We start from the raw sequence: 26,402 nt of genomic DNA, 5'->3' as shown, positions 1-26,402 counted from the left end.
TTGGTGTATGTCACCCCGTAGCGGGCCCTTGTGACCGGAAATCCACTGTTACCATCCCCCATGATTTATGTACATATACAATAATCGGGATGGTGGATACGTATGACAGGGGTAATTTGGATCGTGGCCATCGTACTCGCGTTGTTTACGATCGGCTACATCGGCTACGGGCGATACCTCGCGCGGTTCGTCGAACTCGACGACTCGCGAGACACACCCGCCCACAAGTATCAAGACGGACAAGAATACGTCCCCGCGAAGAAGTCGGTGCTGCTCGGGCATCACTTCTCGAGCGTCGCAGGGGGCGCACCGATCGCCGGCCCGATCACGGCGGCGCTGGTGTGGGGATGGGTGCCCGCCATGCTCTGGGTCGCGATCGGCAACCCGCTGATGGGGGCCGTTCACGACTTCATGTCGCTTTCCTCGAGCATTCGCCACGAGGGGAAGTCGATCGGCTACATCATCGGCGAGTACATCGGCGAGCGCGGGAAGAACATGTTCCTCCTGTTCGCGTTTCTGGTGATCGTCCTCGTCGTCGCGGTGTTCGCGTTACTAGTCGCAATCATCCTCGATGCGTACCCACCGGCGGCGACAGCGAGCCTCGCGTACATCGGACTGGCACTGGTTTTCGGGGTCTGGCTCTACCAGCTCGACCTTCCGTTCATTCCGGGGACGGCGATATTCGTCGCGGGCGTCTTCGCAAGCGTCTGGCTGGGGCTCCAGTACCCGGTCGCGCTGTTCGAGCCGTCCGGGTTCGCCGATAGTACACTGATCCTCTTTGCGGGTGATGGCAGCTGGATCCCGGGAGCGGCCCTGTTCGGTGCGAACACGGCCGCGTGGATCATCGTAGCGCTCCTGTACGCGACAGCTGCGAGCATCCTCCCGGTCTGGACGCTGCTCCAACCCCGAGATTATCTCTCGTCGTTCCTCCTGTACGCGGGGGTCGGCGGCGCGTTGCTGGCGGTCATCGTCGGCACGGCGTTCGGGACCGCCGACGGCGGAGCGAGCGCGCTCGAGATCCAGCTACCTGCCTACACCGGGTTCATGGGTGGCGACCTCGTGGGCGTGGCGATGCCGCTGTTCCCGCTGCTTTTCATCACGATCGCCTGCGGGACGATCAGCGGCTTCCACTCGCTTGTCTCATCGGGGACGACGGCGAAGCAACTCAACCAAGAGAGTGACGCGCGCATGATCGGATACGGTGGCATGCTCGCAGAGGGGCTGCTCGCCGCGACGGCGCTCTCGGCGGTGTCCGTGATCGCGGTTACGGGCGAAGGGACGAGCGGTATCGCGGCCGCCCTGCCGAACTTCGCCGAAGGCGGTGGGCTCATCCTGACCAGTTTCGGCATCCCGATGGGCACCGGCGAGGTGTTCATGGCGCTGGTCTTCGTCAGTTTCCTCCTGACGAGCCTCGACACGGGGCTTCGGCTCGGCCGATACATGGTGGAAGAATTCGTCGGAACGCCCGAGACCGACGTTCAGGAAATCGCTGCGAACAAGTACGTCAATACGGGCGTTGCGACAGTGCTCGCGTTCGGTCTCGTCTCGAGCGGCCAGTGGGAGGCGCTGTGGCCGCTGTTCGGCGGTGCGAACCAGCTTCTGGCTGCCCTCGCTTTGCTGGCGGCGACGGTCTGGCTGGCTAACTGGAGCGACACCAAACAGCTCCTGACGACGGGTGTGCCGGTCGCCATCATGGCCGTCGTCACGATCAGCGGGCTGCTCTGGCTGGCGATCGTGGAGAACCTTCAGCGCCAACTGTTGAACAGTTCGTGGATGGCGGAGGCGACGCTGCTTCAGCAGATCTCGAGCGGCGCCCGGGTCGTGCTCGCACTGGTGTTGGTCCTCCTCGCAGTGTCGATCCTTCGGATGGGGTACGCGAACGTTCAATCGGCTCGAGACAACGTCCTCGCGACCGATCCGGGCGGCGGGCAGTCAGAAAGCGCGGACGACTAGGAAAGCGACGCGAGCAATCGACCGAGCAGTCCTCGTTTTTTCTCGGACGATCGCCAGACGGCGAACGCCTCGTCGATCTCCGTGCGGTCGCTGGCGACGACCGCCTGCCGATCGGGTGCCACGACACAACAGTGAATCTCGTAGTGGCCGTGGAGACCGTACTTCAGGAGCGTCCGGTCTTTGAATCCGCGAACGAACGACCGAACGTCGTCCGGGATCGACGGCGCGACGATGACGAACGTGAACTCGGTCGCCTTGTGTTCGCTGCTGGGCTCTACCCGCCGATCCGCGAGTTCGTGGCCGAGTTCGACCAGTTCATCGAGATCCTCGCGGCTCACCGACGGCCGTCGGTCCGCGTAGAGGTACTCCCGCATGTGGTGGTTCGCGTAGCTTACCGACGGGTGAAAGAGGTGTTTGCTGCTCTCGACGCGGAGTTCGCCGCCGAGATCGAACGTGACCCCGCCCGCTTTTGTCGCCGACTCGAGGTCGTAACTGGAGACTAACCGCCGAGCGACCCGCGCCAGATACCCGTCCTCGAGCGCGGGCAGCGCCTCCTCTAGAACTGGCGGCAACGGCTGATTGGCAGCCGATGGAGTCTCCGAGTCATCGTCGCTTGCGAGGCAGTCAGCCGAATCGTTCGCCGGGCTCATGAGTGCGAAACTCGAGATCGGATCCCTCGGCGGGCGACTTTCGTCGATGCGACGCGTCCGTCCATGCGGTGTAATACCACGTCGCAACTAAAAGCTCATCGGATGGCGCCGTGGTTTCGATCGCAGTCAGTTCCGGTCCGACGCCAGCGTTTAAGCGCCGTCAAACCGTACTATCGATTCACACCCATGTCAAACGATCGCGAAGCGTGCGGCCGCTGTTCGATGACCACGGCCGTCGACGTCGCGAACGCCAATCGGGACGGCAACGAGCGGTCCGCCCGCGATCCCTACGACGGCGACCGCATCGAGATCGACGAAGGTATCCTTCGGCGGGTTTCTCCCGGCGGCTGGCTCTCCGGGCTCTCGAATTGCCTCGATTCCGCCGTCGATTCGTTCACCTGGGGTCGCTAACCCACCGCGAAACGTCGCCTTCTCAGCCAGCCTCGGCTCAGTTCGTGGTCGTGACTTCGATGACGTCTCGAGGCTCGACTTCGTAGTCTTTGCCCAGTTGTCGGTTCGTTCGGCAGTCAGTCGCGTAGAGGAAGCCGTCGCCGATATCCGAGTGGAGGCTGTAGGCGAAGTCCTCCGCGGTCGAGTCGGGGTCGATCAGGTAGCAGTCGGGCAACACCTCGCCGCGTTCGTTACCCAGCCCGTTCGCGCCGCCGGGGAAGACCGGAATCACGCCGAGCACGTCGAACAGCGCCGTCTCGAGGGCGGCCTGGACGCCCGTTGCGCCGTACTCGGAGAGGAAGTCCCGGATCTGCTCTAAGCCTTCCTCCTGCGATCCGGACACGTCGCCCGTGATCTCGAAGTCGTCGTCGCCCGGTCGGTAGTCGACGACGTCCGCTTTGTCGGCGGATTTGAGCGCCTTCTCGGCGTGGGCGCTGCAGGGGACGATGGTCAGGTGTTCGTACTCCGGATCGGTCGTGACCTCCTCGTAGTTGTCCTGTGCTTCGGGCGTGTCCATCTTGTTCGCCGCGATCACCATCGGCTTGGTCTCCTGGCGGATCTCGCGGGCCAACTCGAGTTTATCATCGTCGTCCCACTCCTCGGGCTCGAAGCCGACATCGACCCGCCGAATGAGGCGCTTGATCTCGTCTTCGCTGGTCTTGAACGCGCTCATCTGCTCGGCGAGTTCCTCCTCGATGGCGTCGTCTTCGGTCGTGTAGCCCGAAGCGTAGCGCTCGATGCCCTTCTCCAAGACGCCCAGATACCACTGGTCGAGTTCTTCCTCTAAGAAGGCGATGTCGTCGCGGGGGTCGTGACCCTCGGTGGGCTCTCCCTCGAGGTCGGTTTCGCCGGAGAAGTCGACGACGTGGACGAGTACGTCGGTTTCGTTCAGGTCCGTGAGGAACTGGTTGCCCAGTCCCGCGCCCTCGTGTGCGCCGGGGATCAGCCCGGCGACGTCGACGAGTTTCGTCGGGACGAAGCGGGTGCCGTGGTCGCAGTAGCCGACGTTCGGCGTACACTCCTCGTCGAATTCGGGCGCTGCACACTCGACGCGGGCGTAGGCCTCGCCCACGCTGGGGTCGATGGTCGTGAACGGGTAGGCCCCTTCGGGCACGTCGTTCATCGTTGCGGCGTTGAAAAAGGAGGACTTGCCGACGGACGGTTTGCCGACGAGTCCGATCCGATAACTCATTGTCCGTTGTGGTCGGGCAGCACCTAAACGGGTTTCTGTCCGCCGCCGTCGTGCGATGACACGTCGTACCATGGACGCACCAGGCTCGTCGATGGTGATGTCTTCGAACTCACGAAAAGCAAGTCATTACAGTTGAGAATACTGAATGTATGCCACAAAATATGTACTAACGCCATCAGATTGTGCAGTAGGTGCCGCCCAATATAGCTAATCGTACAAAAACCTCCAGAGACTGCCCAACTGGCATCGGAGGTATTCATCGATCAGCGGCTGGCGATCGAGTTCCAACTCCAGGCGGCGAGCGCGATGACCGCGAGTGCGATAACGAAGAAGACGCCCCACTGCTGGGTTTCGGTTTCGGCGAACGGCTCGAGGAGGTCGACCAGACCGCTCGCCTGCATTAGCGCCAGAACGAGGGCGAGCAAAATGACGATCGAGACGACGGCGATCCCAATCCCGCTGCGGATCAGCTGCTTCCCCTCCCGTTCGGCCGTCTGTTCGTCCTGCGTCGGTTTTTCCGCCGGCTCTCGATCGGGCTCTGACATATGCGGTTCTAGAACTGACCCACGTGAAACGATTCTACCTGCACCTTCAGGCCGGCGAACGTCACCTCGAGTCGTCGGTTAGTTCAACCCCCGACGAAGACACTCGAGAGTCCGCTGACTGAAAATCGACGGTGTCTATTTATTTTCCGTCGGGGTGGCTCCGATATGGCTTCACGCGGAGACCGAGCGTACTCCTTTGCCCTCTGTCTCACTCACGATATCGATCGCGTTTACAAAACCCCGCAGAATTACCTCTTCGACTGTCTCGAACAGCGAGACCCTCGTCAGCTGACCGGCCTGGTTTCGGCGAAGAACCCCTACTGGCAGTTCGAACGAATCATGGCCCTCGAGTCGATGCTCGGCGTCCGATCGGCGTTTTACGTCCTCGACGAACGCCGCCTCGCGGAGCGTCCCAAGCGCGAGTGGGCGACGCTTGCAGGCTGGAGTCGCTACTCCGGGCGCTACGACGTGACCGATCCGCAACTGGCGTCGACGATCGAGAGCCTCGAGAACGGCGGTTGGGAGGTCGGGTTACAGGGCTCGTTTACCTCTCCCAGAGATCCTGACCGGCTTCGGTACGAGAAAGAGCGCATCGAGGACGCGACGGGGCGACGCGTCCGCGGAAACCGCCAGCACTACCTCAATCTCGCCCAACCCGAGACCTGGGACCACCACCGCGAGATCGGACTCGACTACGACACCTCGCTGGCCGATCCGCACAGCCTCGAGTTCCAGTACGGCTACGAACTGCGCCGACCCTTCGACGACGAGTTCGTCGTTTTCCCGTGGACGATCATGGACCAGACGACGATGGAGTCCGCCCGGACGATGTCGCGGATCACGGACAACTGCGAGCGGCTCCTCGAGGAGGTACGCGACGAAACCGGGGTTCTCGTCCTCGACTGGCACCAGCGGACGTTCTACGACCCGGACTTTCCCGGCTGGGGAAGCGTCTACCGCTGGATCATCGAACGGGCTCTCGAGATGGGCGCGTGGGTCGGGCCGCCGCGGGCGTTCTACGACGCGACGACGCATCCGGACGGAACCGTTGCGGAGACGCTCGAGACGCTGGCGGCTCGCGAGGGCGACGAGGCCGGTGCATTTGCCAACCCGGACGGATCCCGCGGCCGGACCGCCGGCGAAAACCCGCCTCGCCCGCACGCACTCGGGTCGCCCTCCCGCCACCACGCAGCCAACTCACCGAACCGATGACGACGACACGAGAACGCTTGGAGGTCGACCACGCGACGGGGAACGATCCAGCGACACAAACTGACCCGGGGACGGAGACCGATTTAACGGCCGCCTCGAGGCCCAAAACCGGTCCGCGTCGCGTCTGTCTCCTCGCCGATCCCTACCTCGAGCGCTGGCAGATCCGCGCGCTCGAGCGGGCGATCGAGCGGACGGATATCGAGATTCCGCTGGTGCTGGTGGCCGCCCCCGCCGACCCCGACGTCGACCCCGAAGCCGCCGCCTCGGCGGTCAACGGCGGCCTCAGCATCGACACGATTCGACTGGGAGCGTCCCTCCTCGCTCGGGAGCGAGCCTGGTCGCTGGTCGTCGCCGAACGGAAACTCGCCGAACTGGTCGGGCCTGAGTCCCATCCGCTCGAGCACCGCCAGCGGGTCGGGGACGTCGACTGCCTCGAGTCGTCGACGGTTCGTCACGTGCGCCCGATCGAAGACGGCAACTGGAACGAACTCCCCGAATCGGCCGTCGAGGCCGCTGCGGACCGGTGTGACGTCGTCGTCAGGTTCGGCTTCGGACTGGTTCGCGGCGACATTCTCACCGCGACCGAACACGGCGTGTTGAGTTTTCACCCCGCAGATATCAGGCGGTATCGGGGGCTCGGACCACCGAAGGCGTTCGTCGACGATCGCTCGAGCATCGGTGCGACGCTGCAGCGACTCACCGAGGGCATCGACAGCGGCGAGATCGTCGCCGAAGACTGGATCGACATCGACGACTGTGCGACGCTGTGGGACGTCTACGATCGCGTCCACGAACTCGAGGTCGAGTTACTCGCGACCGGGATCGAATCGCTTCGCGATCCGGGGCTCGAGCCGACCGTTCCCGATTCGCTCGGGGCGTACTACTCGACGAAATCGCGCCGGGAGGTCGGGTTCGCGTTGCGTACGCTAGCGAAGAATCTTCGTGGGCGCTTGGGCCTCCGTTGACGGCTCGGGCCCGCCGCGCTCGAGCCCGGACCACCATAGCAGAACGGATTTACGTTCCCGAGGCGTTTGCCCGGATATGGATTACGAATCGAGTCTCGACCGCGCGATGGAGAACGTCCCCGACATCGGGGGCGACGAAGAACGGTTGCAGATTCCCGATGCACAGCCCCAGAAAGACGGCGCGTTCACCCGGTTTACCAACCTCGGGGATATCGCAGATGTCCTTTCTCGAGAGACCGAGCACCTCCACCGGTTCGTCCAGCGGGAACTTGGCACCAGTGGAAAACTCGCGGAGGGCCGGGCCCGGTACAACGGTACGTTCTCCCAGCAGGACTTCGACGCCGTCGTCGATGCCTACGTCGAGGAGTACGTCCTCTGTTCGGAGTGTGGCCTGCCGGACACCCGCCTCGTCCGCGAGGACCGCACGCCGATGCTCCGGTGTGACGCCTGCGGTGCGTTCCGACCGGTCACCAAGCGCTCTTCGGGCGGCCAGCAACAACAACAGCGAGAAGCCGTCGAGGAGGGACAGACCTACACCGTCGAGATCACCGGCACGGGCCGCAAAGGCGACGGCGTCGCGGAGAAAGGCAAGTACACGATCTTCGTTCCCGGCGCGGACGAGGGGGACGTGGTCGACATCTACATCAAGAACATCTCGGGCAACCTCGCGTTCGCCCGGCGCGACTAATTATCTAAACCAGCACTGTGGAGTGATCGTGCTGTGAGGGGTCCGAACTGACGCCGTGTCCGCTTTAGGTGCCGTCGTTTTTCCCGTTTTACTCGAGACAGCTCGAGAAGGATCGCACCTCGCCCTCCCCAGCCTCGGCGCTCACTCCGTTCGCGCCATCCCTCGCACGAGGATGGCGCTACTGGCTCACAGCGTTCGCCAGCAGCGCAGCCAGCGCGCGCCGGCCATCGACGGTTGCCTTCTGATACGACTCGAGGACATCGGTCGACCGCGAAACTAAAGTCAGCTTGTGCCAGTTACACGCACGTGGGAGTAACGTTCGATCTGTTCGGGACGCTCGTAACCGCGACCAGACCCGATGATCCGGCCGCTGCTGTCGCGGCGGAACTCGAGGAGCGAGGCGTCGACGTGCCGCCCGACTGGGCCGACGCGTACACCGAGATGCACATCGATGCGCCCGAGGGCGCGGAGGTCCCGCTCCCGGCCCACGTCGCTCGAGCCCTCGCCAGCCGCGGGGTAGACTGTCCGGCAAACGCCGCCCGGCGGGCCGTCGTCGCCGCGTTCGATCCCGAGGTCGAGACCAGAGACGGCGCTCGAGCGGTGATCGAGGCCGCTCGAGAACACGGACCGGGACCGGTCGGGCTCTGCTCGAACTGCAGCGTGCCCGAACTCGTCGGCCGAACGCTGGTCCGGGCCGACCTGCGCCGGGACGATTTCGACGCCGTCGTGACCAGCGTCGGCTGCGGCTGGCGCAAACCCGCCCCGGAGATGTTCGAGGTGGCAGCGGATCGACTCGGCGTCGCGCCGTCCGAACTCGTCCACGTCGGCGACGATCCGGCGACTGACGGCGGCGTCGAGGGCGTCGGCGGCACCGCGATCCTTCTCGAGGACGGCGAATCCGCGGGTGAGACGCTCGAGGCGCTCCCTCGACTATTTTCGGGAGGCGAACTATGGAAGTAACTCGACCTGCGATCACGTTCTCGGAGGTCACGCGGTGCCCGTAACGACACTGGCCGCCCTCGCGCTGGCGGTCTCGCTCGACCTGTTGGTCGGGGAGCCGCCGAATCGGGTCCACCCCGTCGCGTGGTTCGGTCGGCTCGTCGGGGCGGTCGACAGAGACTGGGGCGGCAGCGAGCGGCGACAGCGCCGAATCGGCGCGATTATCGCGCTGGCCCTGCCGCTCGGCCTTGCCGTCGTCGCCGGCACTATTGTCCTCGCAGCGACGGTCGTCGCACCGGCACTCGGTGCACTGACGGCCGCGCTCGTCCTCTACTGTTCGACCAGTCTGCGGCTCCTCCTCGAGTTGAGCGGATCGGTCGTCGCGGCCACGGAGACCGACCTCGAGCGGGCTCGCGAGCAGCTTCGAGGACTCGCCGGCCGCGACGACGCGGACCTGTCGCCGGCCCAGATCCGAAGCGCCGCGACCGAGAGCGCGGCGGAGAACCTCTCGGACGGCTTCGTCGCCGCGATGATTCCGTTCGCGGTGCTCGCACCCGTTTCGTTGCCGGCGGCCGCCGGCGTCGCGGCCTGGGTCAAGGGCGTCAACACGCTGGATTCGATGCTCGGCTACCGGTCGAAGCCCATCGGTACGGCGAGCGCGCGCCTCGACGATATCGTGATGTGGATTCCGGCGCGGATCACGGCGGTCTGTCTCGCGGTCGCGGCGGCCGACCCGGCAGCGCTTTCCCGCGCTCGGCGATGGGCTCGAGTGCCGTCGTCGCCGAACTCGGGGTGGCCGATGGCGACGCTCGCCTGCGCGCGTTCGATCCGACTCGAGAAACCGGGTGCGTACGCGCTCAACGATCGGCCGAAGACGGCGCTTCCGTCCGTGGCCGACGCCGAACGGGCCGTCGCCACCGTCACCATCGCCGCTGGTATCGCCGTCGTCGTCGCCGTCGCTCTGGCCGTCACCATCGCTATTGTTTTGCCAACCGTTGACACAGTATCACTCGAACAGATGCGTTCAGGACAGTTCGATCTCGTGGAAACTCGAAGCAATTACCTTTCTCTGGGAAAAGGTAGGATATAATGGATTTGTCGACTAACGCGCTTCGGGGCGCATTCGGCTTTCTCACTCGACTTCCGATCTCTCAGCAGGCGGACGACTGGGAGGCGTTTCTCTCCAGTCCGTGGACCTTCCCGCTCGTCGGCTACGTCGTCGGCTGGCTCGTCGCGATTCCCGTCCTGTTGACGGACTACCTCCCCGCGACGACGATCGCCATCGCCTATCCGCTCGCGGTGTACGCGGTAACCGGTATCCACCACCTCGACGGCGTCGCGGATCTCGGGGACGCGCTGGTGGTCCACGGCGACCTCGAGCAACGCCGCGAGGTGCTGGCGGACACGACGACGGGCGTCGGTGCGATCCTCTCCGTGTCTATCGTCGTGGCGGGACTCGCGTTCGGCGGACTCGCGCTGGCCGACCTTCGGGCGCTCGATGCGGCCGGCATCGTCCTCGTCGCAGAGATAAGCACCAAACTCGGCATGGCCGTGATGGCCAGTCTCGGAAGCACCGAATACGAGGGAATGGGCGCGGCGCTGACCGGTGCGGTCGGACCACTCGGTGTCGCGGTTCCCATACTCGTCGCCGCCGCCATGGTCGGACTCACGTGGCCGACGCAGATCGCGGCCGTTACCGCGGCGGGAGCGCTCCTCGGAACCGGATTCACGTGGCTCATCGCGAGTCGCCACCTCGGTGGCCTCAGCGGCGATATCTTCGGCGCGGCGAACGAAATCGGGCGCGTCGCCGGCATTCACGCCGGGGTGATCGCGTGGATGCTCTTGTGATGTGTGGCGGGCGGGGCACTCGATTCGACGGTCCGGAGGAAAAACCGCTCCATCCGATCGACGGGATCCCGATGCTCGAGCGCGTCCGACACGCGCTCGAGGCCAGTCGCGTCGAATCGATCTACGCCGCGGTCTCGCCGAACGCGACCGAAACGGCGACCCATCTCGAGGCGACTGACGGCGTCGAACCGATCGAAACCGTCGGCGACGGCTACGTCGCGGATCTCGTCGCCGCGCTCGAGCGACCCGAACTCGCGCGTCCGGTGCTGACCGTTGGCGCGGACCTGCCCGCGCTCGAGGGATCGGTCCTCGACCGGATCGTCCACCAGCACGGCGACGCCGGCGCGTCGCGGACGGTCTGTGTTCCTGCTGCGCTGAAACGTCGACTGGGGATACAAGTCGAGTCCCGACTCGAGTCGGCCCCCCACCTGGTACCGACGGGGGTCAACGTCGTTGGCACTGCGGAGAAAGACATGACACACGTAAGCTACGACCCCCGACTGGCGATCAACGTGAACCGACTGGAAGACACGCACATTGCGTCGGACATCGCGCCTGACGTTCGATCGGATCCGGGCAATCTGGAGGGGCAATCGTGCGAGTAGTCCTCGCCGCCGGCGGCACCGAGACGGCGCTGATCGACGGCATCAGCGCGGCGGGTGCCTCGCCTGCGCTGATGGCTCACACGCCGCCCGCGGACGCCGAGATCGTCGCGTACGGCGAACCGATCGCCGCGCCGGTGACGCCCGTCAGTCCGAGCGGGTGTCCGACGCCCGCAGCCATCACCCGGGCGGTGCGGGAGGTCGTCGGATTCGACCTGACCGTTCTCGACGCTGGCCTTCCCGAGGAAACGGCAGCGCCGACGGTCTCGCTCGAGGCGGCCCCCGGAGCCGACAGCAGATCGGCGGTGGCCGTCCCCGACGCGGCGACGATCTATGACCGCGCTCGCGAGTTCGGCTCGAGTCTCCCCGACGACGAGATTCTGGTCGGCGAGACCATCCCCGGCGGCACGACCACCGCGCTCGGCGTCCTGACGGCCCTTGGCGAACCCGCCGGCGTCTCCTCGTCGCTGCCGACCAACCCGCTCGAGCGAAAGCGAGCCGTTGTCGACGAGGCGCTCGCGGCGAGCGGCCTCGAGGCCGGCGACTGCGCCGACGAACCGCTCAAGGCGATCCGGCGAATGGGCGATCCCGTTCAGGCCGCGACGATGGGCGTCGCTGCGGGGGCGCTCGAGGCGGGAACGGACGTGACGCTGGCCGGCGGAACCCAGATGGCGACCGTCGCCGCTCTCTTGCGCCGGTCGGGGGTCGACGACGAACTCTCCATCGCGACGACGTCCTTCGTCGCCGACGAACAGGGCGGGTCGCTCGGAGAGACCTGCTTTCGCCTGAACTGCGAGTTGACCGTCACCGACCCCGGCTTCGACGAGGCGGACCACGTTGCGATGGAGCGATACTGTGCCGGGGAAGCCAAGGAAGGAGTTGCGATGGGCGGAGCGCTCTCGCTCGTCCCGGACGGTAAACTGCCGGCGGTCAGAGAGCGTCTCGTCACCGTCTGCGATCGGCTCGGAATCGAATCGTCCGACGACGATGGGAGACTCCCTGAGACGAGCGAAGAACCGACGCATGGATCCTGATTCCGTTCGCGAGGGCGCGCGCGTTCCCCACGGCGGCGAGACCGACCGAACGGTCCTCGATTTTTCGGCGAACACGAACCCCCTCGCCCCCGACGGCGTCGAAGACGTGTACGCGGACGCCCTGTCTGACGCGCGCCGGTATCCCGACGACGACTATCCCGAGTTTCGGGCGGCGGCCGCCGAGTACGTCGACTGTGACGTCGAGAATATCGTCCCCACGCCGGGCGGACTGGCCGCGATTCGACTCGCGATGGAAACCGTACTCGAGCCGGGCGAGAGGGCGCTCGTTCCGTACCCGAGTTTCGGGGAGTACGCTCGTGAAGTCACGCTACAGGGGGCGACTCCGCTGTTCGTGGCCCACGACGCGATGCTCGAGGCGACGACGAACCTGCTCGAGTCCTGCGCGCTCGCCGTGGTCTGTACGCCGAACAACCCGACGGGAGAGGCCGCGGACGCAGAGGCGCTCGAGCGGTTTGCGAGACGCTGTGGGGACGCCGGGACGACGCTGCTGATCGACGAAGCCTTCCTCGGGTTCACCGACATCCCCTCCGCCGCCTCGAGTTCCTGGGGAGCGACCCGATCCGGAGACCACGTCATCGTCGCTCGCTCGCTCACCAAACTCTTCGGACTGCCGGGACTGCGCGCCGGGTTCGCGGTCGCCTCGGGAGACCGCCGCGACCGCCTCGAGACCGCCCGTCGGTCCTGGTGTCTCGGAACTCCCGCCGATCGGGTCGGGACGTACTGTCTGAGACAGGACTCGTTTATCTCGGCGACTCGCGAGCGCGTCGACCGCGAACGCGACCGAATGCGCGCGGCGCTCGAGACGCGATTCGACGTGTTCCCGTCCGACGCCCCCTATTTGCTCTGTGACGCCGGCGAGGCGGACGTTTCCGAGATCATCGAGACCGCGAGCGATCGCGGCGTCGCGATCAGGGACGCACGGACGTTTCGCTCGCTCGAGTCGCATTTCAGGGTTGCCGTGAAGGACCGGGACCGAAACGATCGGGCGCTCGAGGCCCTCGGAATCGAACGTCCGGATGTCGAACCATCGGATGCCGAACCGTCGGGGGATGGGTGAGCGGCGGTGACGACGAAATGACGGAGGCTCCCGACTCGAGTGACGGCGATTCGCTCGAGATGACCGAAAGCGACGAATTTCCTGAAGCATCGGCGTTCGAGACGACTCGACGCGACGGGGTCGTTCGACTCCACCGTAACGGAACGGAGTGGCTCTCGAGCGGCGCGAACGGCGGCCGCTGGGAGACCGACGCCGCGTACAACCTCTCGGTCCCCGACGGGTGGCCGCGGACGGACCTCGAGACGTACGTCGCCGACCGACTCGAGCGCGCCGGATTCGGCGAGCGCGGCCCTGCATTGCTGACTGGCGTCGACGTAGCCGACGCTCGCGGCGCTCGGTGTGGGTCGGTTACCGTCGTCGTCACCGCCGGCCTGTCGAACCCCGCAGCGTTACCGATGGAGCCACAGGGCGGCACGCTGCCGGACGGCGACCTCGAGAGCGCGTCCGAACCCGGCGAACCGGTCGGAACCGTCAACATCCTCGTCGGAACGACTCGGTCGCTTTCGGCGGGGGCACTCGCGAATCTCCTGACCGTCGCCGCGGAGGCCAAGGCTGCAACGCTGCTCGAGACGACCGGGTTTCCCGGGACGACCAGCGACGCGGTCGTCGTCGGCCACGATCCTTCGGGCAGACGGTCGGAGTTTTCGGGAACCGCGACGGCGGTCGGGGCCGCGACGCGAGCCTGCGTGCGAGACGCGCTGCTCGGCGCGCTCCGTGCGCACTACGATGGAAGCGAGTTCGAGGGTAGCGGCGACCTCGAGACGACAGAGGAAGCCGAACTCGAGGCGACAGACGAGGCCGAACGCGAGGATACGGCCGACGCCCAACTTGCGGAGACGGTCGACGCCGAGATCGGATCAGTAGTCGGCGTTCCGGCCTCGCTCGAGGAGGCCGAATACGGTCTCTCGACGGATATCGCTGCGGAGGTCTTCCGTCTCGAGTGAGTGTTACTCCAGAACCCGCTGTTTACGGCCCGTACACGTTTTCCTCGACGTCGAGGATCAGCCTGTAGAGGGGGTACCAGCCAATTCGCGTATAACGGAGGATCGTCGGCAATCAACTTCGCCGATCGCGCCGACTCACAGCGAATTCGTCTCGCGTTCGTCGACCGGATTTTGGGACCGCTCGTCGAGACCCTCGAGATCGCGTTCGGGATTCGCCTCGTTGCTATCTCCAGCCTGGCCCGTTATCTCGCCGTATACCGCTTCTCGAGCTTGTTCTGCCGATTCGAACTCCTCGCCTGCCAGCCGATCGAAGACGCTCCCCAGCGATTCCGTTTCGTTCGGAAGCTCCATCGGGCCGCCGCCGTACTCCGAGGCGATCTCCTCGCTGGTGATCGGATACTCGAGTTCGCCCAGATGGTCCTCAACGTCCTCGAGAATCGATTCGGTCGTCTCCGCGCGGTCGGCTTTTCGGTCGCCGATGCGATCCTGTGCTCGGTCGCGGTCGGGCTCTTCGGACATACCCGGGGCTATCTTTGGCGCGCTGAAAAGCGGTTGGCCGGCGAGCGCGTGCCGACCGATCGAAACGGAACCGGTGGCGGTCCACGCTCCCGAACCGAGCGCTCTCGAGACGGTGGTCGTCCTCCGGAGCGATCTATAGACCTCATATACACCGTTTTTGGTCTTCGCGGTGACGGTTCGAGTGGCGTGTTCGGCCAGTGCCATTCGGATCGCAGTCGATCGCCTCGGAACCTCACTGCTCGGTGTTGCGTTGGTGGGTCCGACACCGACTTCGGGCGACTCGCGACCTGTTCGCGGCCACACGCCTGCGGAGACAACCGACGCGGGCCGGCGGTCATTCCCCACGCCGCCACCCGGTGGCTCCCACGCCGTCGGCCCGGTTTCGGGCTCGAAGAGGCCATCTCGAGCCACCCTCTTTTCCACCCGCACCCGGTTCGATTCGACCCGTCGTAGGCGACTTTCCTTCGACTTCGAACCCGACGAAACCCACCTTGCCTTCGACGACGGCCCTTACACCCACCCGGAGCTAGTACACCCGCCCCGCGGGAGTAGCCACCATCACACCAACTACCTACCGTTCTCCCGTGGGGTGTTTTCGCCGATCGCGACCTCGTCTCGAGTGAAACATATGTCCGTCTGGGTCGCGTGATGCGCCTATGAACAGTCGGACGGACGTACTCGTTATCGGCGGCGGCGCGACCGGCGCGGGGATCGCCAGGGACCTCGCGCTTCGGGAAGTAGACGTGACGCTGGTCGAACGCGACGGGCTCGCCGCGGGCGCGTCGGGCCGATCCCACGGCCTTTTACACAGCGGTGCCCGGTACGCCGAAGCCGACGAGGCGGGTGCTCGAGAGTGTCTTCGAGAGAACCGGATTCTGCGGGCGATCGGCGGCGAGTGCGTCCGCCACACCCGCGGTCTGTTCGTCCAGCTGGCCGGCGACGATCCGGACTACTTCGAGGAGAAACGCGACGCCTGTGCGGACATCGGAATCCCGACGGAGGTCGTCGACGCGAACGAAATTCGGGCGGAGCTGCCGGCGCTCAACCACGACGTCGAACGAGCGATGTGGGTTCCCGACGGCGTCGTGGTTCCGTCCCGATTGGTGGCCGCGAACGCGGCGGATGCACGCGATCACGGGGCGAAAATCCTGACCCACGCGCCGGTCACGTCGATGACGCTCGAGGAGGGCGAAGACGGACCCGGAACGCGGGAGATTTCGCAGGTCTCGATCGGCGGCGAACTCGAGCGGACCATCGAACCCGAAATCGTCATCAACGCCGCCGGCGCGTACGCCGAGGGGATCGGCGAACTGGCGGGCGTGTCGATCCCAATGCGCCCGACCAGGGGCGTCATGGTCTCCGTCGAGTACGACGCCTTCGAACCGGTGCTCAACCGCTGTCGCGATCCCGACGATGGGGATATCATCGTTCCCCACGACGAGGAGGTCGTCCTCGGGACGACGAGCGTTCCGGTCAACGATCCGGACGAGTACGAACAGCCCGCGTGGGAGGTCGAACGAACGATCACCGAGTGTTCGAAGCTGGTCCCCGACGTGAGCGAGCGGGCGATCACCCGAACCTGGTGGGGCGTCAGACCGCTGTACGAACCGGACGAAGCCGCCCGTGGCGGCCGCGGGATCTCGAGGGGGTTCGTCCGACTGGACCACGCCGACGACGGCGTCGAGAACTTCCTCAGCATTGTCGGCGGGAAACTCACGACCTACCGGCAGATGGCCGAGGCGACCGCCGATCTGGTCTGTGAGAAACTCGAGGTGGACGCCGAGTGTCTGACGGCCGATGTCTCGCTTCCGAACGCGGAGGATCCGGTGAAGTTAGACGCCTACGTCCGGGAGTTCGATGCCGGCGGTCCGTCGGACGCGGATATTCTCGGTCGGCGATAGGGCTCGGATTTGCGTGTCGCCGACGAAGCCGGAGTCCACAGCCTCGTGTCTCTGCTACGATCCGACTGGGGTCGATATCCCCGATTTGAACAGATGGAAGACGTTCCTGCCTGCCTCGCGGTGCTCAGCTGTGCGGGCCTGTGACTTCCGTGTTCAACAGGACCCATTCACGAAACACACGAAGAATGGTGTGTCCTAATCGTCTTCTACGAAGTGATGCGGCATATCTCACGTAGCCGTCCGATACAGGGATACAGTCGAGAGTGTCATAGAAGTCCTCCCGTGGTGTTAACCTCACTCTCTTTTACGGTGAACTGACCGCCACCTAGGTCTGCGTCCTGAACAGTCTGAAACAATTGCAGATCTAAAAAGTCATATTAACTACCATATAGGGTTATGACAGATATTCTTCGTACTCGGATAGCTATGTGGAAACGACGATCCGTGCTGACGACTGGTGCAGCGCTGACGATCGGGACCGGACTCGCTTCGGTGGGGGCCGGAGCTTCCGAGGCTGACATCGACGAGCTCCCGGATCCTGATCGCGATCCGGGACCGAACGAGGACTGGCCGTCACACCGAGGCGACCCAGGTCACGCCAGATACATCGCGGACGGCCACGAGTTCGACGGTGGAGAACTCGAGGCCGCGTGGTCCGTCGCGGGTGCGGGCGCAGGTTCCGTCGCCGTCGCCGACGAGACGGTCTACACGCCGACTGACGACGGTGTCGTCGCCCTCGACGCGACGGACGGCACCGTCGTCTGGGAGAACACGGATATCGACGCGGGAACGCCGTCGGTCGCCGGCGAGACCGTCTATCTCAGCGGGAACGAGGTCGTCGCGCTCGCTCGATCCAACGGGAGCGTTCGCTGGGAAACCGAGTTCGATCCCGAGGAAGAGATCGTCTGGCAGACGGTCGCTTACGGCGGCGTGTACGCCGTCGCCGACGGCACGCTGTACGCACTCGAAGCCGACGACGGCTCGGTTCGGTGGAAGCGGGAATCGGTCAGCAGCGACGACGACGAGCACGAGTTCATTGCGGCGCCCGCCGCGGCAAACGGCGTGGTCTACAGCGCCACGACTGCAGGACCGATCGCTCTCGAGCCCGAGACCGGTGCCGAAGTCTGGCGGGACAGAGGCCCCACCCACGATGCCGTCTACGCGACGTCGACAGCGGTCGCTTTGAACGGTAACCCCCCGTACTGGCAATTGTACGATGCCCAAACGGGAGAGCTTGTATCCTCGATTTCAGGGTCCCACGAGATAGCGTTCGGTGAAGAAATCATGGTCGGCGGCGACCTCGGGGATGGGTACTCCGGCGGTTCGATCCACAGTGACGAATACTGGTGGACTTCCAAGTACCACCCCGGACAGGGCGTCATCAGCGGCGAAACCGTGTTCGCATATCTCGCATATACCGACCCCGTGAACGGGGAGGCGAGCAACGACCTCGTCGCCTTGACCAAGTACGACGGGTCCGAGAAGTGGACGCTCTCGAAAGACGACGCACCGGTCGGCCCCATTCGTGCGATCAGCGGAGAAACCATCTACGTCGATAACGATGGCGAGCTCGTGGCGCTTCGCGAAGAAACCGACACGGACGACCAGTCCGACGAGAGCGACGACACGGACGACCAGCCCGATGAGAACGACGACACGGACGACCAGCCCGATGAGAACGACGACACGGACGACCAGCCCGATGAGAACGACGACACGGACGGAGGAAATGACGAGGGAGACGATCAGCAGGACAGCGAGGACGACAGCGATGCGGGGGAAGACGGCAGTGACGACGAAGACGAGTGCCCCTGTCCGGACGACGATCCGGCCGACGACGACGGAGAGTCCGTCGACGACGGCGATAGCGGGAACGTAACCGCCGGAGATGGGGACGCTGAAAACGAGACGAAGACCAAGAACAACAGTGACGCCGACAACGTGCCCGGCTTCACGGCCGGTGGCGGACTTCTCGGCGGGGCGCTCGGCCTTGAGTGGCTGCGCCGGAAGGCCGGCGTCGACGAATCGACCAGCGTGAACGAACCGTCTGAGTAAGGGGACCCCGGGTCGGGCAAATTCGGACGAGATCACTGAACAACGTATCGGAATCCTCGCCTTGCCGAGTACGTTTTCACCACGTCCGACGCACCCAGATATTCTGTCCCTGGAAAATCCTCAGGCGATCACGTAACCGAGTTCGTCGGCGAACGTACGCCCGGAAATCGGAATTTCCGACGTACTGGTCTCTTACTGGTCCTCACCCCCGTCAGTCGCAACGGACTGAGAGTCAACGAGTGAGCGCACTCGTGGCGGCAGTTCGTCGAGCGAGACGCCGAACCGACCGGGATGCTCGAGGGGATCTCTCGTATCGATATCTTTCCCAGCGGCGCTCCCTTCGCTCAGTCTGATAGCAGTGTCGCAGATCGGACAGCGGTGTACGCGGTCGTCGCGATCGCCGTAGACGCGACGGAACCCCGGGGTGACGTGACTCTCACACGTGAGACTGCGCTGGTTGTTCTGTTGGGTGTCCCAGCGCTGCATCAAAACTCACTCCCGGAGATCTCAACTCTAAAATTCACCAGACAGCGGAGGGGTACGACTTGTAGCAAGTTCCACTCAGTAATTTCGGGGGGTAGACCGAAATCGGATTCCGCCGGTAGCGGTGCTATTCCGTTGTCATACGTCGCTTTTCGCTTCTGCCACGATTCGACGGGGAGAAAGGTCCGCCCTCCCCGATTTGAACGGGGGGCAAGTCGATCTACAGTCGACTGCTCTACCAGTCTGAGCTAAGGGCGGGCACTCGAACATAGCAGACGAGACGGACATAAGGGTTATCATTCCCGGGCTGTGTGACAGCCGTCCGACAAAGGCAAATATTCATAAGGGATGGCCTGAAATACGAACCCGACCGAGACACTCATGAGCAAGATCACGTTCCGTGCTGACGACGAGCTCATCGACGAACTCGAGACGTTCGACGCGTCGAAGAGCGAAGTCATGCGCGACGCGCTCCGGACGTACCTCGAGGGTGGTGAGACGGGTCAGTCACGAGAGACCATCACCCAAGCGGAGCCAGCACGAGACGAATCGGCTCATGAGAGCATCGATGAGTTCATTCGAGATCGAGTCGATGCACTGCTCGAGGAACGGATTACCGATCATCGAGAGCGAGAGCCCCAGGATGTAAACGTCACAGTGGCACTTGAGAACGCGTCGCACGTTCGTAAGACAGCGGAGGCGAACGAAGCTGATCCGGCCAGTCAGGCCCCGCCCGCTCGAGGGACGGCCCACGTCGAACCGGGCCCCACTGAACAGCAGTGTGGGCAATGTGGCGAATCCATCTCGCCGGAGCACGTATACTGCCCGAACTGCGGCGAGAAGGCTTCACATCGCCTGTTCTGTGAGTGTGGAGACGAACTGCGTTCTGACTGGGCGTTCTGTCCCGGCTGTGGCCGTCGGACAGCCGCGGCGGACGTTCTCGACTCGAACAGCCAGCACTCGAGAAATTCGTAATACGGAAATTTTCCCGTCTTACGAAATATTTATTACCCATGAACAGTATTGCTATAGTTGCGTAAGACGATCGTCTTACAACGGGTCGGAACGGCGCCAAACTGGTGCCTCAGCCGATCTACCGTGTAAGACACCGCGTCTAACAGGGGCGCACCGTCTTACAGAGGGAATACAACAATGGAGCGTGTGACACTGCGAATTCCGGAACAGCAGATCGACGAAGTCGAACAGCTGGTCGACTCGGGCGAGTTTCCGAACCGGAGCGAGGCGATCCGGTCGGCGGTCCGAGAAATGATCAACGAACAACAGAACGGTCGTCGCGACCAGACGGGTAAACGCGGCTGGGCAAAGGTGTAACGATGCAGGATATCGTACAGGATGCCCTCGATAACGCCGAAGCCGAAGCCCGTCAGATGGACGAATCGATGGACGACGACGAGTTCGGCGATCCGCGGATCGTCATCGTCGGCTGTGGCGGTGCTGGAAACAATACGATAAACCGACTGTATAACATCGGCGTCGACGGCGCGGATACCGTCGCGATCAACACCGATAAACAGCACCTGAAGATGATCGAAGCCGACACGAAGATTCTCGTCGGCAAATCGCTCACCAACGGGCTCGGCGCCGGCGGCGACCCATCGATGGGCGAACGCGCGACCGAGATGGCCCAGAGCACGATCAAAGAGGTTCTCGGAGACGCGGACCTCGTCTTCGTGACCGCTGGCATGGGCGGTGGCACCGGCACGGGTGCCGCCCCCGTCGTCTCGAAAATCGCGAAAGACCAGGGCGCTATCGTCGTCGGCATGGTTTCGACGCCGTTCAACGTCGAGCGCGCTCGGACGGTCAAAGCCGAGGAAGGCCTCGAAAAACTCCGCGAACAGGCCGACTCGATCATCGTCCTCGACAACAACCGGCTGCTCGATTACGTCCCGAACCTCCCGATCGGCAAAGCCTTCTCGGTGATGGACCAAATCATCGCCGAAACGGTCAAGGGAATCTCGGAGACGATCACCCAGCCGAGCCTGATCAACCTGGACTACGCGGATATGTCCACGATCATGAATCAGGGCGGCGTCGCGGTGATGCTCGTCGGCGAGACACAGGACAAGAACAAGACACAGGAAGTCGTCAGCGACGCGATGAACCACCCGCTGCTCGACGTCGACTATCGGGGTGCCTCCGGCGGCCTCGTTCACATCACCGGTGGACCGGATCTCACACTGAAAGAGGCAGAAGGCATCGCGGACAACATCACCGAGCGACTCGAGGCGAGTGCAAACGTCATCTGGGGCGCGCGCATTCAGGAGAACTACAAGGGCAAGGTCCGCGTTATGGCCATCATGACCGGCGTCCAGAGCGCGCAGGTCCTCGGTCCGACGACCCAAAAACAGGCGGATAAATCCCGCCAGAGTATCGAAGGGCTCAACGACGCCGATTTCGATGCGAGCAACAACGTCGAAACGTCTCACCCCGGCACGCAGAGTGACGGCGGCAGAGACAAAGTCGAGCAGAAAAACGGCGTCGACGTCATTCGATAATCCGTCCGATCTCCTCTCTCGCTTCTCCGTCTCGCTCGCTTTCGAGCAGCTGCTGGGTTTCTCTCATCTCGTCTCTCGAAGCAGATCAGCTATCGATCCGCGAGCGCACAGCAGAATCAAACGAGCGCTTCTAACAGCGAACACTTCCGGCACCGCTCTCGAGTCGTCGTCGACCCGCATTCGACGCACTCGCGGAGGTCGGCTCCCTCCTCGTCATCACCGTTGTAGCGGTTCGCAACGATCCCGGCGAGTTCCTCGTATCCTGAGAGGATCGAGTGTCGGGTACCCGGATGATTCTCCTCGAGATCGTACAGGAGTCGCTGTATCTCCCCGCGATAGGCCTCGCTCGAGTGCGGACACTCGGTGATGTGTGCGGGGAGGTCCCGTAGGTGTGCGTAGAGGGCCACTTCCTTCTCGGGTACGTCTCGAAGTGGCTTGGCTCGAGGGACGAACTCGGATTGGTCCTCGCGATCGGTGATCGGACCGAGGCTGGCGTCGAAGTGTTTCGCGATCTGGGCGACGTCGCCCTCGAGGAAGTTCATCAGCGCCGTCTGGGCTTCGTCGTCCAGATTGTGGCCGGTCAACATGAGGTCGGCGCCGAGTTTCTCGGCGTAGGCCTCGAGGAGGTCCCGTCGGAAGACGCCACAATACGCGCAGGCGGCCATGTTTTCAGGGTCGTCCTCGACGACATCGTCCATCTCCACGCCGAACTCCTCGGCGTAGCTGACGACTTCGTGGCGGATCTCGAGGTCGTCGGCCAGGTCGACGCAGGCGTCGACCGACTTGTCGCGGTAGCCTTCGATCCCTTCGTGGATGGTCAATCCGACCAACTCGATTCGCGGGTCCTCCTCGAAGGTCTCGTGGAGTATTTGCGTGAGGACGACGCTGTCTTTCCCGCCGGAGAGGCCGATCACCCACGTCTGAGGATTGTCGGGTGTCGCGTCCGGCGAAACGAGGTCGTCCCGCCGAACGCGACGACGGACGCGTTTCTCCACCGATTCGCGGAAGTGAGACTCACAGAGGTGCGCTCCCGAGTACGCGGCGTGCATGACGGACGGCTCCTCACACCGGTTACACTCCATTACGAGCGCCTAGTCGATGCGAGTGTATGTCGGTTTCGTCTCCGCTATCGCCCGCACAGTCCCGCGCCGTACTATCGCTCGCATAGTCTCGCGTCGTGCACTGACCGCACGCTCCGCGTGTCGCGTTCTCGAGCGATACCGACGGAACGCCTATGGTCCGACGGTTCGACGTCGGGACGATGGTCATGTACGATCGGTCGCCCTCGAGCGGCTATCGGCTGATCGATACGTTCGAGAACGGCTTTGGCTGGTTGGCTCATCCCGAGGAGACGGGACTGCGCGCGAGCCACGCCACCGTCGGTGACGACGGAGACGTCTGGTTGTTCGATCCCCTCGATGCACCCGGGATCGACGAGGAAATCGGCGCACTGGGCGACGTCGCGGGGATCGCCGTCTGTTCGCGATATCACGCTCGTGATTCGGACGCGTTTGCGCGTCGGTACGACGTTCCCGTGTACGTTCCGTCGTGGATTGGGCGTGTCCCGGACCGTCTCGAGGCTCCCCTCGAGTATTACGACGACGAACTGGGTGCGTCGGGATTCACCGTTAAACGGGTCGATTCGATGCCGGGCTGGTGCGAGGCGGCCCCGTATCGCGCGTCGGACGATACGTTGTACGTTCCCGACGTGCTCGGAACGGCGCCGTTGTATACGTCGGGGTCGGAGCGTCTCGGTGTTTACCTTCTGTGCCGGCTACTGCCGCCGTTCGAGGCGTTTACGGGACTGGATCCGGATCGAGTGCTCGTCGGTCACGGAACCGGACTCTTCGACGAGCCGGCAGCGGCGCTTCACGCCGCGTTGACGAACGCGCGACGCGGCTTTCCGCGCGCACTGCTCGAGAACGGTCCGACACAGCTTCGAGCGCTGACCGACGCGCTCGGCAATTAGATACCGACAGAACACAGCGAAAACGATCGGTACCGGACTCGAAGCGGTCGTACTCAGGCCGGAACGGTCGGTCGGTCTTCGACCGATTCCGCACCGTCTTTCAGGGCCGCGATGAGGGTATCGATGTAGCGTTCGCGGGACTGAGAGGAGAACAGTTCGTGTCCGCCGCCGTAGAGGACGACGTGCTCTGCGGGGACCCGTTCGCCGATCGGTCGAAGACTGATGACGGGATCGCGAAGCGAGCAGAAGACGACGGCGTCGTGGTCGATCGTAAGCAGTTCCTGTTGGGCTCGGCGCGTCTCCCGGATGAACGCCGGTGAGACCCACTCGGGGGTCGTCGCGATCTGGTGATCCGTCGCGAGACTTCCCAGATCCATCTTGCCCATTCCGCCGAAGGGGACGAACGGGAAGCTCGTGGGTATCTGTTCGATGATCTCGAGGGCGAACTCGGGGTGATCTTCGCTGTAGCCCCACCAGGGGCTCAGGTAGACGTGGTTTTCCGCCCCGTCGAGGGCCTGTCCGACGAGTGCGCCGGCGCTGTGGGCGAGCAACTGGTAGCCCTCGAGATCGACGACGTACTCGACGATGGGCTCGAGCCAGTCGGCTTTGAAGTCGTCGATGTTCGTCGGGAGTTCGAACGCGTGGATCCGAAACCCGGCATCTGCGAGTCGGCCGATGAGCCAGCTCACGTTTTCGTGAGTCCAGCGATTTCCCCAGCCCATGATAAAGACCAGGTCGTCGTCGCTGCCCTCGTTGAAGATGCGGTGTCTCATACCCGCCCGTTCATCGGCCGGGACCAAAAATCTGCGCTCTTGACACGAGACTGCGAAAAGAACGGGATATCTGCTGTTTCAAGGCGTTTCGACCGTTTCTATGGCGTGAGCGATGCCGGAAGGAGATCGAGCGCCATCGCGGCGATGTAACAGGCGACGAGGACGACCGCGCCACCGATCAGAAGCAGCATCTCGTCGCCCTCGATAGCGATTTGCGCACCGACCACGAACAGGCCGAACGCCAACGAGAGCATGACGATCGTCGCGAGCACGTTTATCAGCGCATCTTCGATGGCGGTCCGGAGGATTTCGTACTGTCGTTGGTCCTCGAGACTGAACTCGAGTTCACCGTCGTCTGGAGGGTCTGACTCGTCCATCAATCGATCTTCAGACTGTTTGATATAAAGGCTTACTACCCGCACACCGGTCTGGTGGCCCGATTTCCGCGAGGCGAATCGGGCCGTCTCGAGGCCTCCGTTTCGAACACGTGAGGAAACGGATTTGGGGCTCGAGACGCTACGACGCACAATGAGTGGATTTTCTCGCGACGGGGCCGTCGATCGCCTCGAGGCGGTCGTCGAAACCGTCGAGAACGACCTCACGCCGGTGCCCGTCCGCGAGGTGTGGGCGTTCGGGGATATCGCGCTGGGGCTCGACCCCGTCGACCGGCTGGATATCTACCTGACGAAGGATGTTCTCGTCCGCGACAATTCGGAGAGTGGGTCTACGACGGGAGACGACTACGACATCGACGGCGTCGGCAAGTCGGTCCGCGCCGAGTGGGCCGAGCGGTATCCCGAACACCTTCGGGCGAACCGAAACGGCCACGCCGCCCCCGAGAAGTGTCTGGCCGCACAGTTGCTTCCCGAGGACGAACCGGTTCACCTCGAGGTCTGTAATACGTCCTTCGAGGACAACGTCACACAGCGATTACGCGGCGCGAAACTCCGGGAGGACTACACGCAGTTGCTCGACCCTCGAGGCGTCTGTCTCTGGGTCGACGGCACGACGAGCGACGAGGCGTTTCGGAAACTCCGCGAGGGCGACCTCGCGCTGCCGACGCTTTCTGCGGCCCTCGAGATGCTCGGGATGGACGAGACGGAGGCGGACGACGCCGCCCAGGTCGTCCACGAGTGGCGCTCGACCCAGGACGGGGTGACGATTCGCGGCGATGTCGTCTAACTGACTTTCTACGGTCTCACTGCTCGCCCTCCGAAACCGAACCTGCGGTGACGAAAAACGGAACGGCTTCTTCCCGGCGGTACTCTCGAGACGCCATCTGCTCGATCACGTCTCGTCCCATCTCTCGCCAGGAGCCACGCAGTTCGTCGTACTCCGACTCGGTCAACGCCCCGGCGAGCATCGTCTCGCGGTCGTCCGCCAGCCCGGATCCGGTCGCTTTGCGCCGGGCGTCGATCACCGCTCCCTCGCTGTAAGGTGGTTCGACGCGCCGGACGTGATCGTACCGGCGCGTCTCGTATACCTCGAGTCCGGCCGATTCGAAGACGTCGCGTGCACTCTCGCCCAGCGTCACGTCGGTGCGAACGCCGTCGAGGTAGGCTCGCCGCGCCCGCCGCTCGAGTCGTTCCTCGCGGTCGACGCTCGAGTCGATGTCGACGGCGGCGTTGTCGGGCTCGATTGCCGCGACCAGATCGCTCGAGACGCGGGCGAACTCCGCGAGCGCCGCCGCCGGATCCGGAAGGTTGATCAATAGCGCCTGACAGACGACGAGATCGAACGAGTCGTCCGCAAACGGGAGTTCGAGCGCGTTTCCGGCGACTGTCGAGACGCCAGTTCGGTTCTGCGCGCGGGAGAGAAGAGCCGTGTCGACGTCACAGCCGATCACCTCCCCGGACGATTCGGCGGCGAGGACGGCGCTCAGCTCGCCGGTTCCACAGCCGACATCCAGAATCCGGTCGCGAGAGTCGAGCGCCAGCGGAGCCAGCGCCACTCGAGAGTCCTCCCACATTCCGTCGCGGGTCCGACGAAGGTATTCGGCTGCAAACTCGCGCACGAATGGACACTGCGGCGTCTCGAGTAAAAGCGGGTCGGTTTCACCGGCATCGACGCTGTCGCGGTCTCGGCG

28 protein-coding genes and 1 tRNA gene are annotated in these 26,402 nt (G+C 64.0%); 19 read left to right on the top strand and 10 right to left on the bottom strand.

Translation table 11 applies throughout. From position 1 onward, the window contains the following. Window positions 1–102: 102 nt before the first annotated feature. Window positions 103–1,953 (top strand): carbon starvation CstA family protein, encoded by a 1,851-nt coding sequence (locus tag HALLA_RS10485; RefSeq protein WP_049953299.1) that lies wholly within the window; start codon window positions 103–105, stop codon window positions 1,951–1,953. On the opposite strand, the gene HALLA_RS10480 is transcribed toward HALLA_RS10485, so the two are convergent. After that, window positions 1,950–2,603, bottom strand: coding sequence for a hypothetical protein (locus HALLA_RS10480; protein ID WP_084568988.1), 654 nt, complete (start codon window positions 2,601–2,603; stop codon window positions 1,950–1,952). The genes HALLA_RS10485 and HALLA_RS10480 overlap by 4 nt on opposite strands. Window positions 2,604–2,789: 186 nt before the next feature. On the opposite strand from HALLA_RS10480, the gene HALLA_RS10475 reads away from it, so the two are divergent. Beyond that, window positions 2,790–3,014 carry a hypothetical protein gene (locus HALLA_RS10475; protein ID WP_049953298.1) on the top strand — a complete coding sequence of 75 codons (225 nt, stop codon included), beginning with the start codon at window positions 2,790–2,792 and terminating at the stop codon, window positions 3,012–3,014. 37 nt (window positions 3,015–3,051) lie between these two features. On the opposite strand, the gene HALLA_RS10470 is transcribed toward HALLA_RS10475, so the two are convergent. Both HALLA_RS10470 and HALLA_RS10465 read right to left on the bottom strand, forming a co-directional pair. After that, complete coding sequence (locus tag HALLA_RS10470) at window positions 3,052–4,245, bottom strand: redox-regulated ATPase YchF (protein ID WP_049953297.1); 1,194 nt, start codon at window positions 4,243–4,245, stop codon at window positions 3,052–3,054. A gap of 263 nt (window positions 4,246–4,508) precedes the next feature. Next, window positions 4,509–4,790 (bottom strand): hypothetical protein, encoded by a 282-nt coding sequence (locus HALLA_RS10465; RefSeq protein WP_049953296.1) that lies wholly within the window; start codon window positions 4,788–4,790, stop codon window positions 4,509–4,511. A 165-nt stretch (window positions 4,791–4,955) separates the two neighbouring features. Between HALLA_RS10465 and HALLA_RS10460 the strand changes: the two genes are divergently transcribed. The 10 genes from HALLA_RS10460 (at window position 4,956) to HALLA_RS10415 (ending at window position 14,100) form a co-directional block, all read left to right on the top strand. Next, window positions 4,956–6,002, top strand: coding sequence for a polysaccharide deacetylase family protein (locus tag HALLA_RS10460; protein ID WP_174887896.1), 1,047 nt, complete (start codon window positions 4,956–4,958; stop codon window positions 6,000–6,002). Beyond that, complete coding sequence (locus HALLA_RS10455; protein ID WP_084568987.1) at window positions 5,999–6,967, top strand: formyltransferase family protein; 969 nt, start codon at window positions 5,999–6,001, stop codon at window positions 6,965–6,967. The genes HALLA_RS10460 and HALLA_RS10455 overlap by 4 nt, the downstream gene beginning before the upstream one ends. 76 nt (window positions 6,968–7,043) lie before the next feature. Then, window positions 7,044–7,655, top strand: coding sequence for a translation initiation factor IF-2 subunit beta (locus HALLA_RS10450; protein WP_049953295.1), 612 nt, complete (start codon window positions 7,044–7,046; stop codon window positions 7,653–7,655). Between the two features lie 306 nt (window positions 7,656–7,961). Further along, entirely contained in the window at window positions 7,962–8,615 is a 654-nt protein-coding gene (locus HALLA_RS10445) for an HAD family hydrolase (protein ID WP_049953294.1), read from the top strand. Between the two features lie 34 nt (window positions 8,616–8,649). Next, a complete protein-coding gene (gene cbiB / locus HALLA_RS10440) occupies window positions 8,650–9,684 on the top strand; it encodes an adenosylcobinamide-phosphate synthase CbiB (RefSeq protein WP_084568986.1) in 1,035 nt (344 codons plus the stop codon). Further along, window positions 9,684–10,442, top strand: coding sequence for an adenosylcobinamide-GDP ribazoletransferase (cobS, locus tag HALLA_RS10435; protein ID WP_049953293.1), 759 nt, complete (start codon window positions 9,684–9,686; stop codon window positions 10,440–10,442). Before cbiB ends, cobS begins: the two co-directional genes overlap by 1 nt. Continuing rightward, window positions 10,442–11,047 carry an NTP transferase domain-containing protein gene (locus HALLA_RS10430; protein ID WP_049953292.1) on the top strand — a complete coding sequence of 202 codons (606 nt, stop codon included), beginning with the start codon at window positions 10,442–10,444 and terminating at the stop codon, window positions 11,045–11,047. Before cobS ends, HALLA_RS10430 begins: the two co-directional genes overlap by 1 nt. Then, the gene (locus tag HALLA_RS10425) at window positions 11,038–12,078 is read left to right on the top strand and encodes a nicotinate-nucleotide--dimethylbenzimidazole phosphoribosyltransferase (RefSeq protein WP_049953291.1); all 1,041 of its coding nucleotides are present in this window, start codon (window positions 11,038–11,040) and stop codon (window positions 12,076–12,078) included. Before HALLA_RS10430 ends, HALLA_RS10425 begins: the two co-directional genes overlap by 10 nt. Next, the gene (locus tag HALLA_RS10420; RefSeq protein ID WP_049953290.1) at window positions 12,068–13,156 is read left to right on the top strand and encodes an aminotransferase class I/II-fold pyridoxal phosphate-dependent enzyme; all 1,089 of its coding nucleotides are present in this window, start codon (window positions 12,068–12,070) and stop codon (window positions 13,154–13,156) included. Before HALLA_RS10425 ends, HALLA_RS10420 begins: the two co-directional genes overlap by 11 nt. A 59-nt stretch (window positions 13,157–13,215) precedes the next feature. Next, window positions 13,216–14,100 (top strand): adenosylcobinamide amidohydrolase, encoded by an 885-nt coding sequence (locus tag HALLA_RS10415; protein WP_049954078.1) that lies wholly within the window; start codon window positions 13,216–13,218, stop codon window positions 14,098–14,100. A gap of 135 nt (window positions 14,101–14,235) precedes the next feature. Here HALLA_RS10415 and HALLA_RS10410 read toward each other — a convergent pair whose 3' ends face one another. Then, window positions 14,236–14,619 carry a DUF5789 family protein gene (locus tag HALLA_RS10410; RefSeq protein ID WP_049954077.1) on the bottom strand — a complete coding sequence of 128 codons (384 nt, stop codon included), beginning with the start codon at window positions 14,617–14,619 and terminating at the stop codon, window positions 14,236–14,238. Between the two features lie 656 nt (window positions 14,620–15,275). On the opposite strand from HALLA_RS10410, the gene HALLA_RS10405 reads away from it, so the two are divergent. Further along, the gene (locus tag HALLA_RS10405; RefSeq protein WP_049953289.1) at window positions 15,276–16,520 is read left to right on the top strand and encodes an FAD-dependent oxidoreductase; all 1,245 of its coding nucleotides are present in this window, start codon (window positions 15,276–15,278) and stop codon (window positions 16,518–16,520) included. Between the two features lie 426 nt (window positions 16,521–16,946). Next, a complete protein-coding gene (locus tag HALLA_RS10400; RefSeq protein ID WP_049953288.1) occupies window positions 16,947–18,575 on the top strand; it encodes an outer membrane protein assembly factor BamB family protein in 1,629 nt (542 codons plus the stop codon). Window positions 18,576–18,767: 192 nt separating this feature from the next. On the opposite strand, the gene HALLA_RS10395 is transcribed toward HALLA_RS10400, so the two are convergent. Further along, window positions 18,768–19,061: a DUF7563 family protein gene (locus HALLA_RS10395; protein WP_049953287.1), complete on the bottom strand. Its 294-nt coding sequence runs from the start codon at window positions 19,059–19,061 to the stop codon at window positions 18,768–18,770. Window positions 19,062–19,242: 181 nt separating this feature from the next. Next, a tRNA-Tyr gene (locus HALLA_RS10390) sits at window positions 19,243–19,316 on the bottom strand. Between the two features lie 123 nt (window positions 19,317–19,439). Between HALLA_RS10390 and HALLA_RS10385 the strand changes: the two genes are divergently transcribed. The 3 genes from HALLA_RS10385 (at window position 19,440) to ftsZ (ending at window position 21,574) form a co-directional block, all read left to right on the top strand. Further along, window positions 19,440–20,033, top strand: coding sequence for a double zinc ribbon domain-containing protein (locus HALLA_RS10385; RefSeq protein WP_049953286.1), 594 nt, complete (start codon window positions 19,440–19,442; stop codon window positions 20,031–20,033). A gap of 177 nt (window positions 20,034–20,210) precedes the next feature. Continuing rightward, window positions 20,211–20,390 (top strand): ribbon-helix-helix domain-containing protein, encoded by a 180-nt coding sequence (locus HALLA_RS10380; RefSeq protein WP_049953285.1) that lies wholly within the window; start codon window positions 20,211–20,213, stop codon window positions 20,388–20,390. 2 nt (window positions 20,391–20,392) lie between these two features. Then, window positions 20,393–21,574: a cell division protein FtsZ gene (ftsZ, locus tag HALLA_RS10375; protein WP_049953284.1), complete on the top strand. Its 1,182-nt coding sequence runs from the start codon at window positions 20,393–20,395 to the stop codon at window positions 21,572–21,574. Between the two features lie 116 nt (window positions 21,575–21,690). On the opposite strand, the gene ncsA is transcribed toward ftsZ, so the two are convergent. Further along, window positions 21,691–22,656: a tRNA 2-thiolation protein NcsA gene (gene ncsA / locus HALLA_RS10370; RefSeq protein WP_049953283.1), complete on the bottom strand. Its 966-nt coding sequence runs from the start codon at window positions 22,654–22,656 to the stop codon at window positions 21,691–21,693. A gap of 152 nt (window positions 22,657–22,808) precedes the next feature. Here ncsA and HALLA_RS10365 point away from each other — a divergent pair, with 152 nt between their 5' ends. Beyond that, complete coding sequence (locus HALLA_RS10365) at window positions 22,809–23,543, top strand: hypothetical protein (RefSeq protein WP_394298870.1); 735 nt, start codon at window positions 22,809–22,811, stop codon at window positions 23,541–23,543. Window positions 23,544–23,596: 53 nt separating this feature from the next. Here the strand turns inward: HALLA_RS10365 and HALLA_RS10360 are convergent, their stop codons facing one another. Together HALLA_RS10360 and HALLA_RS10355 are read right to left on the bottom strand one after the other, a co-directional pair. Continuing rightward, a complete protein-coding gene (locus HALLA_RS10360) occupies window positions 23,597–24,316 on the bottom strand; it encodes an alpha/beta fold hydrolase (protein ID WP_049953282.1) in 720 nt (239 codons plus the stop codon). Window positions 24,317–24,414: 98 nt separating this feature from the next. After that, window positions 24,415–24,693, bottom strand: a complete 279-nt coding sequence (locus HALLA_RS10355; RefSeq protein ID WP_049953281.1) for a hypothetical protein — start codon at window positions 24,691–24,693, stop codon at window positions 24,415–24,417. 151 nt (window positions 24,694–24,844) lie between these two features. Here HALLA_RS10355 and HALLA_RS10350 point away from each other — a divergent pair, with 151 nt between their 5' ends. Next, window positions 24,845–25,498 carry a DUF7095 family protein gene (locus HALLA_RS10350; protein ID WP_049953280.1) on the top strand — a complete coding sequence of 218 codons (654 nt, stop codon included), beginning with the start codon at window positions 24,845–24,847 and terminating at the stop codon, window positions 25,496–25,498. Window positions 25,499–25,514: 16 nt separating this feature from the next. Here HALLA_RS10350 and HALLA_RS10345 read toward each other — a convergent pair whose 3' ends face one another. Next, window positions 25,515–26,330 carry a class I SAM-dependent methyltransferase gene (locus tag HALLA_RS10345; RefSeq protein WP_049953279.1) on the bottom strand — a complete coding sequence of 272 codons (816 nt, stop codon included), beginning with the start codon at window positions 26,328–26,330 and terminating at the stop codon, window positions 25,515–25,517. Window positions 26,331–26,402: the final 72 nt, after the last annotated feature.

Origin of the sequence: Halostagnicola larsenii XH-48 (assembly GCF_000517625.1) — an archaeon.
Taxonomy (GTDB): Archaea; Halobacteriota; Halobacteria; order Halobacteriales; family Natrialbaceae; genus Halostagnicola; species Halostagnicola larsenii.
Note: the sequence above shows the minus strand (reverse complement) of the source record. Positions and strands in the feature narration are given on the sequence as shown.